General features: G+C 34.6%; 13 protein-coding genes. 10 read left to right on the top strand and 3 right to left on the bottom strand.

What is annotated here, in order from left to right:
• The first annotated feature begins 442 nt into the window (after positions 1–442).
• From ACHRV5_RS15025 to ACHRV5_RS15010, 4 genes are all read left to right on the top strand, one after another.
• On the top strand, positions 443–1075 hold the full coding sequence (locus ACHRV5_RS15025; RefSeq protein ID WP_395427303.1) for a hypothetical protein: 633 nt from the start codon (positions 443–445) through the stop codon (positions 1073–1075).
• A gap of 300 nt (positions 1076–1375) precedes the next feature.
• Positions 1376–1999, top strand: a complete 624-nt coding sequence (locus ACHRV5_RS15020; RefSeq protein ID WP_395427302.1) for a hypothetical protein — start codon at positions 1376–1378, stop codon at positions 1997–1999.
• A gap of 684 nt (positions 2000–2683) precedes the next feature.
• Positions 2684–3316, top strand: a complete 633-nt coding sequence (locus tag ACHRV5_RS15015) for a hypothetical protein (protein ID WP_395427301.1) — start codon at positions 2684–2686, stop codon at positions 3314–3316.
• A gap of 913 nt (positions 3317–4229) precedes the next feature.
• Complete coding sequence (locus ACHRV5_RS15010) at positions 4230–4853, top strand: hypothetical protein (RefSeq protein ID WP_395427300.1); 624 nt, start codon at positions 4230–4232, stop codon at positions 4851–4853.
• 415 nt (positions 4854–5268) lie between these two features.
• On the opposite strand, the gene ACHRV5_RS15005 is transcribed toward ACHRV5_RS15010, so the two are convergent.
• The 3 genes from ACHRV5_RS15005 to ACHRV5_RS14995 all read right to left on the bottom strand — a co-directional run bounded on the left by ACHRV5_RS15005 (position 5269) and on the right by ACHRV5_RS14995 (position 9672).
• Entirely contained in the window at positions 5269–6903 is a 1635-nt protein-coding gene (locus ACHRV5_RS15005; RefSeq protein ID WP_047773925.1) for an ABC-F family ATP-binding cassette domain-containing protein, read from the bottom strand.
• 291 nt (positions 6904–7194) lie between these two features.
• The gene (locus tag ACHRV5_RS15000; protein ID WP_395427299.1) at positions 7195–8370 is read right to left on the bottom strand and encodes a GlmU family protein; all 1176 of its coding nucleotides are present in this window, start codon (positions 8368–8370) and stop codon (positions 7195–7197) included.
• Between the two features lie 1047 nt (positions 8371–9417).
• On the bottom strand, positions 9418–9672 hold the full coding sequence (locus ACHRV5_RS14995) for a type B 50S ribosomal protein L31 (RefSeq protein WP_008464817.1): 255 nt from the start codon (positions 9670–9672) through the stop codon (positions 9418–9420).
• 266 nt (positions 9673–9938) lie between these two features.
• Between ACHRV5_RS14995 and ACHRV5_RS14990 the strand changes: the two genes are divergently transcribed.
• The 6 genes from ACHRV5_RS14990 (at position 9939) to ACHRV5_RS14965 (ending at position 16986) form a co-directional block, all read left to right on the top strand.
• Positions 9939–10472 carry a DUF4199 domain-containing protein gene (locus ACHRV5_RS14990; protein WP_047773933.1) on the top strand — a complete coding sequence of 178 codons (534 nt, stop codon included), beginning with the start codon at positions 9939–9941 and terminating at the stop codon, positions 10470–10472.
• An 8-nt stretch (positions 10473–10480) separates the two neighbouring features.
• On the top strand, positions 10481–11437 hold the full coding sequence (locus ACHRV5_RS14985) for a glycosyltransferase family 2 protein (protein ID WP_395427298.1): 957 nt from the start codon (positions 10481–10483) through the stop codon (positions 11435–11437).
• 115 nt (positions 11438–11552) lie between these two features.
• Positions 11553–13280 carry a phospho-sugar mutase gene (locus ACHRV5_RS14980; RefSeq protein WP_395427297.1) on the top strand — a complete coding sequence of 576 codons (1728 nt, stop codon included), beginning with the start codon at positions 11553–11555 and terminating at the stop codon, positions 13278–13280.
• 4 nt (positions 13281–13284) lie between these two features.
• Positions 13285–14325 (top strand): YhcG family protein, encoded by a 1041-nt coding sequence (locus ACHRV5_RS14975; RefSeq protein WP_395427296.1) that lies wholly within the window; start codon positions 13285–13287, stop codon positions 14323–14325.
• On the top strand, positions 14322–16151 hold the full coding sequence (locus tag ACHRV5_RS14970; protein WP_230003094.1) for an ABC transporter ATP-binding protein: 1830 nt from the start codon (positions 14322–14324) through the stop codon (positions 16149–16151). The genes ACHRV5_RS14975 and ACHRV5_RS14970 overlap by 4 nt, the downstream gene beginning before the upstream one ends.
• A 133-nt stretch (positions 16152–16284) precedes the next feature.
• Entirely contained in the window at positions 16285–16986 is a 702-nt protein-coding gene (locus tag ACHRV5_RS14965; RefSeq protein ID WP_395427295.1) for a hypothetical protein, read from the top strand.
• The last annotated feature ends 153 nt before the right edge of the window (positions 16987–17139 follow it).

Genomic DNA, 17139 nt, shown 5'->3' with positions numbered 1-17139 from the left:
TTAAAAAAATCAGCTGTCGCGAAATACAGCATATAAGACTAATAGCTTAAACTTTCTAAACAGTCTTCTAACGCAAAGCCCAGACTGAATTTATAATATCTTATAAAATTTGCTTGCGATTTATCATGCATTCAAACCAAAATTACAACACTATTTGAAACAGAAATGCACGCTACAAAACCATACTATTCATTTTCTCGCAAATTTCCAATAAAACCAAGGTAATTCAGGAAGAAACACAGAAAGCACTATTTCGGAAAGAATCTGAAAAGACAGAGATAATCGGACTCTTCTCTCTTTCTTTTTCAACAATCTGATACACAAAAAAGAATCTATTTTCAAACGCATATAAAACACATAAATACATTTATAAAATACATCAGGCCAATTAATAAATTAATTACTCTTTTTGTTGTCATAATTAAACAAAAAGATGAAACTAATGAAACAAAGTTCTCTTACAATAGCACTAGTTTTTTTGACCGGTTTTGCCGGTTATTCTCAAATTGCTCAAAAAATAGGAAACAATCCCATGACTCTAAATAGTACTGCTGCTTTTGAAACAGAGTCTACTACTAAAGGTCTTTTACCTCCCAGAATGACCACTGCGCAAAGGAATGCTATTGCTACTCCCGCATCTGGTTTATTGGTATACAATACAACAACAAACCTATTGGAAGTCTATAATGGAACAATTTGGTCAGGAATCTACAATCTGCCAAAAGAAATGGTCAGCATACCACCAAACGGAACTGTAACGGCTTCCAATACAGAATCACAAATTTTTGTTTTGAACAATTGCAATAATTGTAATGCAACTGTTGTATTACCATTGAAAGCTTCCAATGGATTAGAACATATCATATACAACAGAAACTCTGGTGGTACTATTACTGTTACACAACCGTCAGTAGCGTCTGGGAATAAACCTACTCCTTTTGTTGATAATATAGCTACCGCTGCATTATTAACAACCCCTAGCATGAGTCTGACAGCTCAAAAAGCCACAAAAATTGTGTTTTTTGAGTACGATCCAAATGATATCTACAATGGAGTCTGGTGTTTCTATAAATAACCCGCACCGCTCTATTTTAAACCGATGAAGATTTCAAAGCCGATTGCCTAATTCAAGAAAATGTAAGTATTGAATTAAATGAACTTACATCATTTATATGATTTAACCTGACTTCAAATTCGTTTCATAATACCGTAAAACAAACTTTTTCCTCAAGCTTTATCTGGAATCGAAAAACTACTTTTCACCCTCTCTATTGAATTCTTTTTACTCTCATTTATAAACTATAAATAACCACTAATAAATTAAAACAATCCAAATATTAAAAATTTATTTCCCTTTAAACTAAATATTAAAAAAATGAAACAAAATTTAATCATAATCGCATTTGTTTTTGGGGTTGTTTTTACAACCCATGCCCAAATGGCTCAAAAAATAGGAGACAATCCCATGACTCTAAACCCCTCTGCTATTTTTGAAACAGAGTCTGTAACTAAAGGTCTGTTACCTCCCAGAATGACCACAATACAAAGAAACGCCATTGCTTCTCCCCCTGCTGGTTTAGTCGTATACAACACAACTACAAACCTATTGGAGATATATAATGGAACAATTTGGTCAGGAGGTCACAATATACCAAAAGAATATGTCGCCATACCGCCAAGCGGAACTATAAATGCTTCCAATACACAATCGCAAATTTTCATTATGAGCAATTGCGATACTTGTAATCCAACTATAGTATTACCAACTGAAGCTACTAATGGCTTAGAACACATCATACGCAACAGAACCACTAGTACTATTACTTTTATGAAACCACCCAGCGTGTCTGGTAATAAACCTGTTAGTTTTATTGCCAATAGCAACAGTGCAGTAGAAGCTACTAGCTTCATTTTGACAGCTAACAAAACTATAACAATTGTATTTTTTGATTATGATGCGAATGACTCCTTCAGTGGAACCTGGTATTTCTTTGACTAATCCGTCGTAATTGTTTGAAGCACAAAAAATATAGTCCGTACTTAATAAAAAGAAGGAAGCAGTCTCATAATGTTGAGATTCGCTCCTTCTTTCTTTTATTTTTAACAGGATAGCATCAGAAATAACGATTTTTAAAAGTGATAGAAAAATGTTTTGACTTCAATTAATTGCATCGTTATTGGCGATTTTTTGTTTTCAGAGTTCTGGGACTGTCTTCTTTTGTTAAAAAAGTCTCACGCAGATTTTAGCGGATTGGAATAAAAAAACCTGCATAATCCGCAAAATCTGTGTAAAAAAGTATCCGAACTTAATGACATTAGGCAAAAGCCTCTTAAAGCAAAACTACCTTATCGTTGGTTAAAATCAACATCTATTCAAATCCGGATGGATTACCGGCAATAGAGAAGACTAATTTTAGCAATGCTTCCTGTTATTTGGAATAAAAAACGCTCCTCATTTGCCATAAGTGTCTTATAGCTAAATTGTCAGTGGTGAATTTCAATTTCACGATTTACTGCAATTTTGAATCCTTTTTATTGATTGGTTTTCCAAATACACTGCGCGTTGTCGTATTTTTTTTTTATCATTTATAAATTATAAGTAACCTATAATAAATTAATACCGTTCAAATACTCCAAATTTATTTTTGTTTGCAGTCAAAATTATAAAACTTGACAATTACAAATGAAACAAAGTTTACCTACAATCGCATTGATTTTTTTGATCGGTTTTACCGTTCATTCTCAAATTACTCAAAAAATAGGAGATAATCCCACAACCCTAAACCCCTTTGCTGTTTTTGAAACAGAGTCTACCACTAAAGGCTTTTTACCTCCCAGAATGACCACTGTACAAAGGGATGCTATTACTCCCCCTCCCGCTGGTCTAACGGTGTACAACACCACAACAAATACACTGCAAATATACAACGGGACCGTTTGGTTAGATTATAATCTGCAAAGAGAATATATCGAAGTACCGAAAAACGGAACCATAACGGTTTCGGGAACAAAATCTCAAAGTATTTTTAATGCCTATTGCTCTAATTGCAATGCAACTGTACTATTACCATATATTGTTTCTAATGGGGTAGAACATACCATATATAATTATGGCGATGGTACAATTACTATTAAACAGGCTGTTCGTAAAACAGGCGAACCTGAGATTCTTCTAAGTGCAAGTAGCGGTAAAGATTTAATTACTACTCCTCAGTTCACTATACAACCCAACCGTTTTGTTAAAGTTGAATTTGTAAACTTTGGTGTTAATAATACCAATAAATACTTCAAAGGAGTTTGGCTTATATATGACTAATCCTACCCCACACAATTGCATTTTACGTCAGCACTCCATGTAGAGAGTCAATCTGATGCCTGCAAAGGAAAGCAAATAAAACTAAGCACGTTTTGTACTGTTTATTGGCTCAGTTAACGAAGATTCTAAACTTTTCTTTTATGGAAGTAACTACTTTATTGCACCAAAATCATATCTCTAATTTTGTCTAGATACAGATTTAAGAAAAAGTTTTCCTAACACAAGTATAGATTACCCCGTCCTAATTGTTTGAAGCACAAAAAATATAGCCCGTACTTAATAAAAAGAAGGAAGCAATCTCATAATGTTGAGATTCTCTCCTTCTTTCTTTTATTTTTAACAGGATAACATCAGAAATAACGATTTTTAAAAGTGATAGAAAAATGTTTTGACTTCAATTAATTGCATCGTTATTGGCGATTTTTTTGTTTTCAGAGTTCTGGGACTGTCTTCTTTTGTTAAAAAAGTCTCACGCAGATTTTAGCGGATTGGAATAAAAAAACCTGCAAAATCTGCAAAATCTGCGTAAAAAAGTATCTGAACTTAATGACATTAGGCTAAAGCCTCTTAACGCAAAACTACCTTACCGTTGGTTAAAATCAACATCTATTCAAATCCGGATGAATTACCGGCAATAGAGAAGACTAATTTTAGTAATGCTTCCTGTTATTTGGAATAAAAAACGCTCCTCATTTGCCATAAGTCCTATAGCTAAATTGTCAGCGGTGAATTTTAATTTCACGATTTACTGCAATTTTGAATCCTTTTTATTGATTGGTTTTCCAAATACACTGCGCGTTGTAGTATTTTTTTTATCATTTACAAATTATAAGTAACCTATAATAAATTAATACCGTTCAAATACTCCAGATTTATTTTTGTTTGTAGTTAAAATTATAAAACTTAACAATATATGAAACAAAGTTTACCTACAATCGCATTGATTTTTTTGATCGGTTTTACCGGTCATTCTCAAATTACTCAAAAAATAGGAAATAATCCCACGACCCTAAACCCCTCTGCTGTTTTTGAAACAGAGTCTACCACCAAAGGTTTTTTACCTCCCAGAATGACTACTGTGCAAAGGGATGCTATTACTCCCCCTCCCGCTGGTCTAACGGTGTACAACATTACAACAAATACACTGCAAATATACAACGGGACCGCTTGGTTAGATTGTAATCCGCGAAGAGAAGTCGTCGTGGTCCCGGTCAACGGAACTATAAAGGCTTCCGGAACACAGTCTCAAATTTTTCATTTTCCATCTTGCTCTTCTGGTAATTGCAGAGAAACAGTAGTATTACCGCGTGATGCTACTGATGGATTAGAACATATCATATTTAATTTAGGTCAAGGTACGGTTGTTTTTAAACATCCTACTGAGGATTATGTGGCTTTTGTAGCGTTGAGTGGTAAAGATTTAGTCACTAATGATTTTGTCCTAAACCCTAACCAATTTGTTAAAGTTACCTATCTTGATCTTAAAAAATTTAATCCTAGTTCATTCTTCACTGGAGCATGGCTTTTCAATGACTAATCTTATCCTTCGCCGTTCTATTTTACAAAAACAATCAATGAACATATTGTATGTGATGCTTGCAAAGCAGAGCAAATAAGACTAAGCACGTTTTGTACTGTTTATTGGCTCAGTTAACGAAGATTCGAAACTTTTCTTTTATGGCAGCAACTACTTTATTCCGCCAAAATCATATCTCTAATTTTGTCTAAATACAGATTAAGAAAAAGTTTTCCTAATATAAGTATAGATTACCCCGTCCCGATTGTTTGAAGCACAAAAAATATATACAGAACCTAAAAAAAAGAAGGAAGCAGTCTCATAACATTGAGATTGCCTCCTTCTTTTTTTTATTTAACAGCTAATCGTTATTAATAACGCTTTTTTTCTTTTTAAGTCGTGAGACTAAGAATTTTCTGTCATTATGAATCAAAAACTACTTTTCGATTTCTCTCATAGAATCCATTTTTTTATGTGCCAAGAAACCGGCAACATCTTCAAAATGTTCTTTTACGCGTTTATTTCCAAATTCAAAAACTTTTGTGGCTAAACCGTCAAGGAAATCACGGTCGTGAGAAACCAAGATCAAAGTACCATCAAAATCACGTAAAGCGTCTTTTATGATGTCTTTGGTTTTCATATCCAGGTGATTCGAAGGCTCATCGAGAATCAACAAGTTAACTGGCTCTAACAACAATTTAATCATCGCCAGACGTGTTTTCTCTCCACCCGAAAGCACTTTTACTTTTTTGGTAATATCATCACCATGAAACATAAAGGCACCTAATATATTTTTAATTTGTGTTCTTACATCACCAACCGCAATACCATCTATAGTTTCAAAAATAGTAGCATTCTCATCTAACAATGCAGCCTGATTCTGTGCGAAATAACCAATTTGTGAATTATGTCCAATATCGACACTTCCTTCATCAATGCCAATTTCTTTCATAATGGCTTTGATCATAGTCGATTTTCCTTCTCCGTTTTTACCTACGAAAGCTACTTTCTGTCCTCTTTCGATTACGATGTTAGCATCCTTAAAAACAACATGATCACCGTATGATTTCGACAATTCTTTGACCACAACCGGATATTGTCCGGAACGTGCCGCAGGTGGAAATTTTAATTTTAATGCTGAAGTATCGACTTCATCAACCTGAACAATCACCAATTTCTCCAACATCTTAACACGAGACTGTACGGCATCGGTTTTAGAGAACGTGCCTTTAAAACGATCAATAAAAGCTCTGTTATCAGCAATCATTCTTTGTTGTTCGTCATATGCTTTCTGCTGGTGAATACGACGGTCTTTTCTCAATTCTAAATAATGCGAATATTTAGCTTTGTAATCGTAAATTCTTCCCATTGTAACTTCAATAGTACGATTGGTAATATTATCTACGAAGGCTCTATCGTGCGAAATCACCACTACTGCTTTTGCCTGATTCAGCAGAAACTCTTCTAACCACTGAATACTTTCAATATCCATGTGGTTGGTTGGCTCATCGAGTAAAATTAAATCCGGTTTTTTCAAAAGGATTTTAGCCAATTCAATACGCATTCTCCAACCTCCTGAAAATTCAGAAGTCTGACGTGTAAAATCTTCGCGCTCGAAACCTAATCCAACCAGAATTTTCTCTACTTCGGCCTCGTAATTCACCTCTTCGATGGCGTAAAATTTCTCGCTTAAGTCTGAAACTCTTTCAATAAGTTTCATGTAAGCATCACTTTCGTAATCGGTACGAACGGTTAATTGTTCGTTGATTTCATCGATCTCGGCTTTCATGCTAAAGATTTCACCAAAAGCTTTCGATGCTTCTTCCATTACAGTTGCCCCATCTGAAGTTAACAAATGTTGCGGCAGATATGCAATAACAGCCTCTTTTGGAGCCGAAATATTTCCGGTAGAAGGTTTACTCTGCCCTGCGATTATTTTCAAAAGTGTCGATTTCCCCGCACCATTCTTACCCATAAGGGCAATTTTATCATTTTCGTTTATAGCAAAAGAAACATCACTAAAAAGAGTAGTTCCACCAAACTGAACTGAAATATCGTTAACTGTAATCATTTTTAGACTCTAAGATTTTTAGATAATTAAATTATCTGATTTTGAAAGCGCAAAGATAGATTAATTAGATAATTAGGCAATTAGAAAATGAGGAAATGTGGCAATTGGAAAATGTGCCAATTAGATAATGTGTCAATTAGATAATGTGTCAATTAGATAATGTGTCAATTAGATAATGTGTCAATTTGGGAATTTGCTAATTAAAAATTATTTTATAAAAAAACTTCGTAAGAACTAAATCTTACGAAGTCACTTTTAAATTATCTAATTAGCAGATTATCTAATTTGTATTTAGTCCTTTCTCCACTTTTTGGTTTCTTCAAAAATATGTTCTAAGATTGCTGATTCGGTTGCATCAAAGTCAATATTTCTGCGTCCCATAACCAGTTTAGCGGTTTCGAAAGCTTTTTTAGTCACATAGGTTGTAAAACCTGCCGCACCGCCCCAAGAAAAACTCGGAACAAAGTTGCGTGGAAATCCACTACCGAAAATATTAGCACTCACACCGATTACAGTTCCGGTATTAAACATAGTATTGATTCCGCATTTACTGTGATCTCCCATCATCAAACCACAAAACTGAAGTCCGGTTTTTGCAAAACCTTCTGTCTCGTAGCTCCATAATTTTACTTCTTCGTAATTGTTTTTTAAATTTGAATTATTAGAATCGGCACCAATATTACACCACTCTCCTAAAACAGAATCTCCTAAAAATCCGTCGTGTCCTTTATTTGAATTGGCAAAAAGAACCGAATTTTTAACCTCTCCTCCTATTCTCGAGCCAACACCAACGGTAGTTGCTCCATAAACTTTAGCGTTTAATTTCACCTGTGCATTTTCGCACAAAGCAAAAGGACCACGAATGGCAGAGCCTTCCATAATTTCGCTGTTCTTACCTATATATATCGGACCTGTTGAAGCGTTTAAAGTAACGAACTCCAATTTAGCCCCTTCTTCTATAAATATATTTTCGGGTGCAATGGCGTTTACGCTTTTTGGAATCGGCATGGATTTCCTGTCTTCCGTCAGATATTTAAAATCTTCGCGAATAGCGGCATCATTTTTAGAAAAAATATCCCAAGTATGCTCAACAGTCAAACAATCGTCATCATACGAAATGATTTCATACGAATCAAAGTCAACTTCTTCCTGGTTCTCCGTCGTAAAAAAAGCAATTACATCATCACCTCTAAAAATCGCCTGATTTACGGTTAAATTAGAAACCATTTCGGCTAGTGTTTCATTTGGTAAAAACGCAGCATTAATCATTACATTTTCTTCTAATTCTACCATCGGAAATTTCTCCGACAAATATTCCTCTGTAATGGTTGTTATAGTTGAACCTAAACGCATTTCCCATTTTTGGCGAATGGTCATAATTCCGATTAGAATATCAGCCACCGGTCTGGTAAAAGTAAAAGGCAATAAAGCATTCCGGACGGGACCGTCAAAAAGAATGTAGTTCATAGAATAAATTTAATATTTGTTAAAATCTTGATTTGGTTATCAGGTTCAAAGTTACAAATATTTTAAAGAAAGGAAATACAGCCAAAGTTATATCGACTTGAATTCGGGAATTATTTTAGAACTTTATGGAAACTATGCCTTTTTGTACGCGGGGTTAAACCATATAAGTCATATAAGTTCATTTAAAAAAATGGATTTAGTGCATGTGGAGGGAATCCAAAGTTTGCAACGGTTCTTATACACAGAATACTCGTCTAATTATTTTCTTTAACCGCGCGTAAAAATCTCGCGAAGTCGCAAAGTCGCCAAGTTTTTGTTTTGTTTTTTTTAAACTTCGTGACTTTGCGACTTCGCGAGATAATTGTTTCTCCGCAACTTTTTCACTTCAAAGCACACAAAGATTAAAATAAACACAAAGCTTAAAATGAACTTACATCACTTATATGGTTTAAAAAATCTCGCAAAATCGCAACTACGCAAGGGTTTACGCAAAGGCCGTTAAGAAGAATTTTTCAAAAAGTTTCTCTTACCCATGTGTCAGGCTGAGCGAAGTCGAAGCCCTTTTTTACTTAAACAGCCTTCGACTCCGCTCAGGATGACAAATAGTATTAAATAAGCAATGGGTGTTTTGTGGAATCTATTTGAAATGCAAAGCGCACAAAGATTAAAATAAACACAAAGCTTAAAATGAACTTACATCACTTATATGGTTTAAAAAATCTCGCAAAGTCGCAACTACACAAGGGTTTACGCAAAGGCCACTAAGAAGAATTTTTCAAGAAGTTTCTCTTACCCATGTGTCAGGCTGAGCGAAGTCGAAGCCCTTTTTTACTTAAACAGCCTTCGACTCCGCTCAGGGTGACAAATAGTATTAAATAAGCAATGGGTGTTTTGTGGAATCTATTTGAAATGCAAAGCAGTCAAAGATTAAAATAAACGCAAAGCTTAAAATGAACTTACATCACTTATATGGTTTAAAAAAAACATTACCGCATAAAAAAAGCCTCCCAAATTGGAAGGCTTTTATATGAAAATAAAAAACAGCTATTATTTTTTAGCGTGTTTTGCATATTTAGTTTTGAATTTATCAATACGTCCTGCAGTATCGATAAGTTTAGATTTACCAGTATAAAAAGGGTGAGATGTTCTAGAAATCTCCATTTTTACAACTGGATACTCAACTCCGTCAACTTCAATTGTTTCTTTTGTATCTGCAGTAGATTTAGTGATAAAAACTTCGTCATTTGACATGTCTTTAAATGCAACTAATCTGTAATTTTCTGGGTGAATTCCTTTTTTCATCTTTTCTTTTATTTATTGTTTAGAGCATTTTCATTTTGAAGCTTTTCCATGGTTAGAAAAAGGTGTAAACAAACGATACTCTTTTTTGTTTAAAAATTTAATTATTTTTGAGTGTGCAAATTTACATTTATTTTTCAATAAACAAATCTTTTAACCAATATTTTTAACGTCCTCTTTATCTGTGTCAATATTTTTAATATATATCTCACTTTTGTATATAGGGTAATTGCTATATTTGTGGATTAATTTTAAAACATATAGAAAATATGATCAATGAAGTTATAAAGAAAAATGGGATTACCTATGGTGTAATGATTGGAATTGCATCTGCATTAGTTACTGCTACAATATATGCCGTTGATTTAAACTTGTTCACCTCTTGGTGGATTGGAGCTACAGGTCTCCTTATAAGTTTTACATTGTCGATTATTCTACTAACTAAAACGAAAAGAGAGCTAAAAGGCGTTTTTCCTTTTAAGGAAGCTTTTACCACTTATTTTATTGCGGCTGTAATTGGAATATTGATCTCTACTTTTTTTAATGTTATCCTTTTTAATGTAATTGATCCTGAGGCGAAAGATACTGTGAGTGAATTAATGATTAAATATACGGTATCGATGTTGCAAAAATTCGGAACACCTGCGTCTGCCATTAATGAAGCTGTTGCCAAAATGAAACTAAGCAATCCGTATTCTACTTTAGAGTTATTAAAAGGATCTGTTTTCACTATCGTGGTTAGTTCTATTTTAGGATTAATTTTCGCCGCAATTTTTAAAAGCAAAACTACAATACAAGAATAAAAAAATAAATGAATTTATCTATACTTATACCGCTTCTAAACGAGGAGGAATCACTGCAAGAACTCTATACGTGGATTATTAAAGTGATGCAATCTAACAATTACTCTTATGAAATCATTTTTGTAGATGATGGTAGTACAGATGATTCCTGGGCAATTATTGAAAAATTTTCTACCGAAAATCCGAATGTAAAAGGGATTCGTTTCATGAAGAATTTTGGAAAATCACAGGCTTTACATGCCGGTTTTGCAAAAGCAAAAGGAGATGTAATCATTACAATGGATGCCGATTTGCAGGATAGTCCGGATGAAATTCCCGGATTGTACGAAATGATTACAGCCGAGAAATTTGATTTGGTTTCGGGATGGAAAAAGAAACGTTATGACTCTGTTGTAGCCAAAAATCTTCCTTCGAAATTATTCAACTGGGCGGCAAGAAAAACATCCGGAGTAGAATTAAATGATTTTAACTGCGGATTAAAAGCATACAAAAATACGGTTGTAAAAAACATAGAAGTTTCGGGCGAAATGCACCGTTACATTCCGGTTTTGGCAAAGAATGCCGGTTTTAATAAAATTGGTGAAAAAGTAGTACAGCATCAGGCCCGTAAATATGGCGAAACCAAATTTGGAATGGAGCGTTTTATAAACGGTTTTCTTGATTTGATTACGATTTGGTTCCTGTCAAGATTCGGAAAAAGACCGATGCACTTGTTTGGCGCACTGGGTTCGGTAATGTTTATTATCGGATTTTTTCTGGCGGGTTATATTGGTATTTCAAAACTATACCATATGTACAATGGCATGAGATACAGCCTGGTTACAAACAACCCTTGGTTTTTTATTGCCTTAACTACAATGATTTTAGGGACTCAGTTATTTTTAGCAGGTTTCCTTGGTGAAATTATTTTGAGAACCAAAAGCAACGAAGGACGTTATAAAGTAGCACGAGAAGTTAATTTTTAACGTAATCCCTTGTCCATTAAAAAACAAGCGGACTGAGAGTGGAGTGAATTGACGAAATAAACAACCGCTCCTGAAAACAACAATTATTTTGATCTAAAATAAAAGAATACGAAAGATGAATATAGCACCTAACATTTTAAATGCTGTAAACGAATGGCTGACACCAACATTTGACAGTGAAACACAAGCAGCTGTTAAAGAATTAATGACCACATCACCAAAAGAACTTGAGGAAAGTTTTTATAAAAACCTAGAGTTTGGAACTGGTGGAATGCGTGGTGTTATGGGTGTTGGAAGCAACAGAATTAACAAATACACACTGGGCAAGAACACACAAGGCCTTTCGGATTATATGCATCAGGTATTTCCAAATCTGCCTTTAAAAGTGGTTATTGCCTACGACTGTCGTCATAACAGCAATACCTTAGCCAAACTTGTAGCCGATGTTTTCTCTGCCAATGGAATTCAGGTTTATTTATTTTCAGATTTGCGACCGACTCCTGAACTGTCTTTTGCCCTTAAATATTTAGGATGCCAATGCGGAATTGTACTTACGGCTTCACATAATCCGCCCGAATACAATGGTTATAAAGTATATTGGGAAGACGGAGGACAAATAGTACCTCCTCAGGATACTGAAATCATTACTATTATTGAAAATTTAAGCTACGATAAAATCAAATATCAGGCTAACGAAAAACTGATTCAGTACATTGACACTGAAATCGACAAAGCTTTTATAAAATCTTCTATTGACAATGCCAGTTTTAATACACCGGCTGAAGCAAAAGAAAACCTGCAAATCGTTTTTACCTCTTTACACGGAACTTCGATAAAATCTATCCCGGAGACTTTGTCTCAGGCCGGATACACTAATGTGCATATTGTTCCCGAACAAGCAATTCCTGATGGAAATTTTCCAACGGTAAAATCTCCAAACCCGGAAGAGCCTGAAGCATTGACAATGGCTTTGGCTTTAGCAGAAAAAACCAATTCTGACATTGTAGTAGGAACAGATCCGGACTGCGATCGTTTAGGCGTTGCTGTTAGAAATAACGAAGGCAAAATGATTCTTCTTAACGGAAATCAGACCATGGTTCTGATGACTGCTTTCTTATTGAAACAATGGAAAAAAGCCGGAAAAATTAATGGCAAACAATTCGTAGGTTCTACCATAGTTTCTACTCCGATGATGATGGAACTGGCGACAAGCTATGGCGTAGAATGTAAAGTGGGTCTTACCGGTTTTAAATGGATAGCCAAAATGATCAAAGATTTCCCTGAACTTCAATTTATTGGAGGCGGTGAAGAAAGCTTTGGTTTTATGGTAGGTGATGCTGTAAGAGATAAAGATGCTGTTGCCGCTACCTTATTAATATGTGAAGTAGCTGCACAGGCAAAAGCAGCCGGAAGCTCTGTTTACAAAGAACTTTTACAACTTTATGTTGAAAATGGTTTTTACAAAGAACATTTGGTTTCATTGACCAAAAAAGGTATGGAAGGTTTAGAAGAAATCAATCAGATGATGATTAATTTACGTCAGAATCCTTTGAAAGAAATCAGCGGACAACGTGTGATTATGGTGGAAGATTACCAAGCTTCTACAGCCCTGAATCTTTTTACAGGTGAAGAGTCTATAATGGACCTGCCAAAATCTAATGTTTTGATTTATTATACAGAAGACGGATCTAAAATTTGCGCCAGACCAAGTGGTACTGAACCAAAAATCAAGTTCTACATCAGTGTAAATGCCGAATTAGAATCTGTGGAAGAATTTGATGCTGCAGAAAGTTTCTTAGACCAAAAAATACAAAATATCATTGCAGGAATGCAATTGAAATAGTAGAATGAGTGACAAACCTGACATAAATGACAATCCAAAACTATTAGATTCTATTATTGGATTAATAGACCAGACTCGTCATTATGTTGCCAAAACGGTCAATCAGGAACTCACTTTGCTCTATTGGAAAATCGGAAAATCGATTAATGATGAGATTCTGAAAAATGATCGCGCTGATTATGGGAAAAAACTTATTTTAGAATTAAGCAAAGAATTATTAAACCGATTTGGGACAGGATTTAACAAAAGAAATCTACATAGTTTCATCAAACTAAACACTGTTTTTGAAGACTTTACAATTGTGCACACAGTGTGTGCACAATTGAGTTGGTCTCATATTAGAACGCTTATTTATATTGAAAGTGATATAAAACGTGAGTTCTACATACAGATGAGCATACATGAAAGATGGAGTGTGAGAACGCTTCAGGAACGAATAGACAGCATGCTTTTTGAAAGAACCGCCATTAGTAAAAAACCCGAAGAAACCATCCTTAATGACTTGGCATTATTAAAAAATGACAAGCAGATCAGTCCTGATTTAACTTTTCGGGATCCTTATTTTCTGGATTTCTTAGGTTTACACGACAGTTATTCTGAAAAAGATTTAGAAAGTTCGATCCTGGCGCAATTGCAAAATTTCATTACCGAAATGGGTAGCGAATTTGCCTTTCTCGCGCGACAAAAGAGAATAACAATTGACGACGAGGATTTTTATATTGACCTGCTTTTTTACCACCGAGGCCTGCGTCGCCTGGTTGTCATAGACCTAAAATTAGGAAAATTTAAAGCTGCCTACAAAGGTCAGATGGAGTTATATCTTCGATGGTTAGAGAAAAATGAACAAAAAGAAGGCGAAAACAAACCAATTGGATTAATTTTGTGCAGTGAAAAATCACCTGAACAAATTAATTATTTAATGCTCGACAATGACGAACAGATCAAAGTCTCAGATTACTTAACCCAATTACCTGAAAAAAAATTGTTGCTGGAGAAGCTTGAAAGAGCCATTGCCATAGCAGAAAATAACATCAAAAATAAATGAGTAATTTCAAAAAAATAGTTCCTTTTATATACCCATATAAAAAATATGCGATTCTAAACATCTTTTTCAATGTTTTGTACGCACTTTTCAGCACCCTTTCCTTTATGGCATTAATCCCTATGATTCAGGTATTATTTGACCAGACAAAAAGAAACACCGTTCTGCCTAAATACGAAGGACTTGTACATATAAAAGAATATGGAGAACAATACCTGAGCTATTATATCACGACAACTACTGAGAAACATGATATTGGTTATACCTTATCTATCATGGTAGCCGTAATTATTTCGATATTTTTACTAAAAAACCTGGTCGATTATTTAGCGATGTTTTTTATCACCTTTTTAAGAAATGGTGTTTTAAGAGACATGCGAAACGCCATGTATAAAAAAACACTCGAACTGCCTTTGGCTTTTTATTCTGAAAAAAGAAAAGGAGATGTTATTTCCCGAATTTCTGCCGACGTTAACGAGGTTCAAAACTCCTTTCTGGCCATTCTGGAACTTATCGTAAAAGAACCCCTAACAATCGTTTTTACTATAGGTGCCATGTTAGTGATTAGCGCCAAACTAACTTTATTTGTTTTTGTTTTCATTCCGGTTTCAGGATATATTATTTCATTGATTGGAAAACAACTTAAAAAACAATCCACAAAAGCTCAACAGGAACAAGGAACATTTCTTTCAACCATTGAGGAAACCATTGGAGGCCTGAAGGTCGTAAAAGGTTACAATTCAGAAAACTACTTTAATTCTGTTTTTCAGAGTTCAACAGACCGTTTTTTCAATTTATCAAATACTATTGGAAATCGTCAAAACTTAGCTTCTCCTGCCAGTGAGTTTATGGGAATTACCGTAATTGCGATATTACTTTGGTACGGTGGACAGATGGTTTTAATTGACAAAACATTAGACGGTGCCTCTTTTATCGCTTACATGGGACTAGCCTACAACATCCTGACACCTGCAAAAGCTATTTCTAAAGCTTCTTATGGAGTAAAAAGAGGAAATGCGGCAGCAGAGCGTGTTTTAGAGATTTTAGATCAGGACAACACCATTACCTCAAAACCGGATGCCATCAAAAAAACCACTTTTGATTATGCGATTGATGTTCAAAACATCAACTTTAAATATGAAGAGGAAACAGTTCTGAAAAACTTTTCTCTTACGGTTAAAAAAGGACAAACTGTTGCACTTGTTGGTCAGTCGGGAAGTGGAAAAAGTACCATTGCCAATTTACTGACCCGTTTTTATGATGTTAATGACGGAACAATTTCTATTGACGGCATCAACATCAAAGACATGAACCTGCAATCGCTTCGTAGTTTAATGGGATTGGTTACTCAGGATAGTATTTTATTCAATGACACCATAAAAGCAAATATTTCATTAGGAAAATTAGACGCAACCGATGAAGAAATTATCGAAGCGCTAAAAATCGCTAATGCCTATGAATTTGTGAAAGACCTGCCACTAGGAATCTACACTAATATTGGAGATAGCGGAAACAAACTTTCCGGAGGGCAAAAACAACGTTTATCTATTGCCCGCGCAGTACTTAAAAACCCTCCGATTATGATTCTCGACGAGGCTACCTCTGCATTGGATACGGAAAGCGAAAAATTTGTTCAGATTGCCCTTGAAAACATGATGCAAAACAGAACTTCGATTGTAATTGCACACCGTCTTTCAACTATTCAAAAAGCAGATCTTATTGTAGTAATGCAAAAAGGGAAAATTGTTGAACAAGGAACTCACGAAGAATTAATCGCACATAACGGAACTTATAACAAACTGGTTACGATGCAGTCGTTTGAATCTTAATTACTGATTTTAGATTGTAGATTGTAGATTGTAGACTTTAGATTGTAGATTATTGGCTGTAGACTATTTTTTTGATATTTAACATTTGACTCTTCCCTTTTGATTTCCCAAAAAAAATCATTAAATTAGATAAATGTATATCAACAATCCAAACATAAAACTGCCTGCAGATCCAGACACCGTTGTTTGGAAATACCTGGACTTGTCTAAATTTCTTGACATACTGCTTTCTAAGAAGTTATTTATGTCCCGTTCGGATAAATTTGAGGATCAATATGAAGGCACTTTTAGCGAACCTACTTTCGAAGAGATTAAAAAACTGGCGATTGACAATCCCGAATTTTTAAGTTATTACAAAACACATCGCGAAAAAGTAGCGATAAGCAGTTGGCATATCAATGAATACGAATCGTTTGCTATGTGGCAGATTTTCACTCAAAACAGTGAAGGGTTAGCTATTCAGTCGACTATTGGGAGGTTGCAGAAAGCGTTAAAACCCGAAAACAATTTTGATCAATATATCGGCAAAGTAAATTACATCGATTATAAAAAAGAATACATTCCTTTTGATGATTCGTTCTTTCCGTTTTTATTTAAGAGAAAGAGCTTTCAATACGAACGTGAAGTACGCATCATTACAGATACTTCTGAGAGCACTATAAAGCTAAATGACGGAATAAAAATCAATGTTGATATCAATCAGTTAATTGAAAAAATATACATTCATCCAAAATCAGAAAACTGGTATAAAAAATTGGTAATCGAATTGGTAGAACGTTTAGGGTTTGGGATTGAAATCGAAAAATCAGATTTAGAGAGCGATATTTTGATTTAAGTTTTTTTTTTGGCCACAGATTAAAAGGATTAAAATGATTATTAATCTGTGATGTAAAAAAATTAAACACGAATTGCACTAATTACACTAATTAATTTGTGGCAATTGGTGAAATTCATGGCAAAAAGATCAAGACAATCGAAAAAAATGGAG

It is taken from the genome of Flavobacterium sp. FlaQc-52, assembly GCF_044007495.1.
In the GTDB taxonomy this organism is placed as follows: domain Bacteria; phylum Bacteroidota; class Bacteroidia; order Flavobacteriales; family Flavobacteriaceae; genus Flavobacterium; species Flavobacterium cupriresistens.
This window is presented reverse-complemented; position numbering and strand designations above follow the sequence as displayed.

Bases quoted from the DNA above. Each gene is read 5' to 3' on its own strand.
- ACHRV5_RS14975 (WP_395427296.1), top strand. From the start codon at position 13,285: ATGAGTGACAAACCTGACATAAATGACAATCCAAAACTATTAGATTCT.
- ACHRV5_RS15015 (WP_395427301.1), top strand. From the start codon at position 2,684: ATGAAACAAAGTTTACCTACAATCGCATTGATTTTTTTGATCGGTTTT.
- ACHRV5_RS15005 (WP_047773925.1), bottom strand. From the start codon at position 6,903: ATGATTACAGTTAACGATATTTCAGTTCAGTTTGGTGGAACTACTCTT.
- ACHRV5_RS14980 (WP_395427297.1), top strand. From the start codon at position 11,553: ATGAATATAGCACCTAACATTTTAAATGCTGTAAACGAATGGCTGACA.
- ACHRV5_RS15000 (WP_395427299.1), bottom strand. From the start codon at position 8,370: ATGAACTACATTCTTTTTGACGGTCCCGTCCGGAATGCTTTATTGCCT.
- ACHRV5_RS15020 (WP_395427302.1), top strand. From the start codon at position 1,376: ATGAAACAAAATTTAATCATAATCGCATTTGTTTTTGGGGTTGTTTTT.
- ACHRV5_RS14990 (WP_047773933.1), top strand. From the start codon at position 9,939: ATGATCAATGAAGTTATAAAGAAAAATGGGATTACCTATGGTGTAATG.
- ACHRV5_RS14965 (WP_395427295.1), top strand. From the start codon at position 16,285: ATGTATATCAACAATCCAAACATAAAACTGCCTGCAGATCCAGACACC.
- ACHRV5_RS15010 (WP_395427300.1), top strand. From the start codon at position 4,230: ATGAAACAAAGTTTACCTACAATCGCATTGATTTTTTTGATCGGTTTT.
- ACHRV5_RS15025 (WP_395427303.1), top strand. From the start codon at position 443: ATGAAACAAAGTTCTCTTACAATAGCACTAGTTTTTTTGACCGGTTTT.
- ACHRV5_RS14995 (WP_008464817.1), bottom strand. From the start codon at position 9,672: ATGAAAAAAGGAATTCACCCAGAAAATTACAGATTAGTTGCATTTAAA.
- ACHRV5_RS14970 (WP_230003094.1), top strand. From the start codon at position 14,322: ATGAGTAATTTCAAAAAAATAGTTCCTTTTATATACCCATATAAAAAA.
- ACHRV5_RS14985 (WP_395427298.1), top strand. From the start codon at position 10,481: ATGAATTTATCTATACTTATACCGCTTCTAAACGAGGAGGAATCACTG.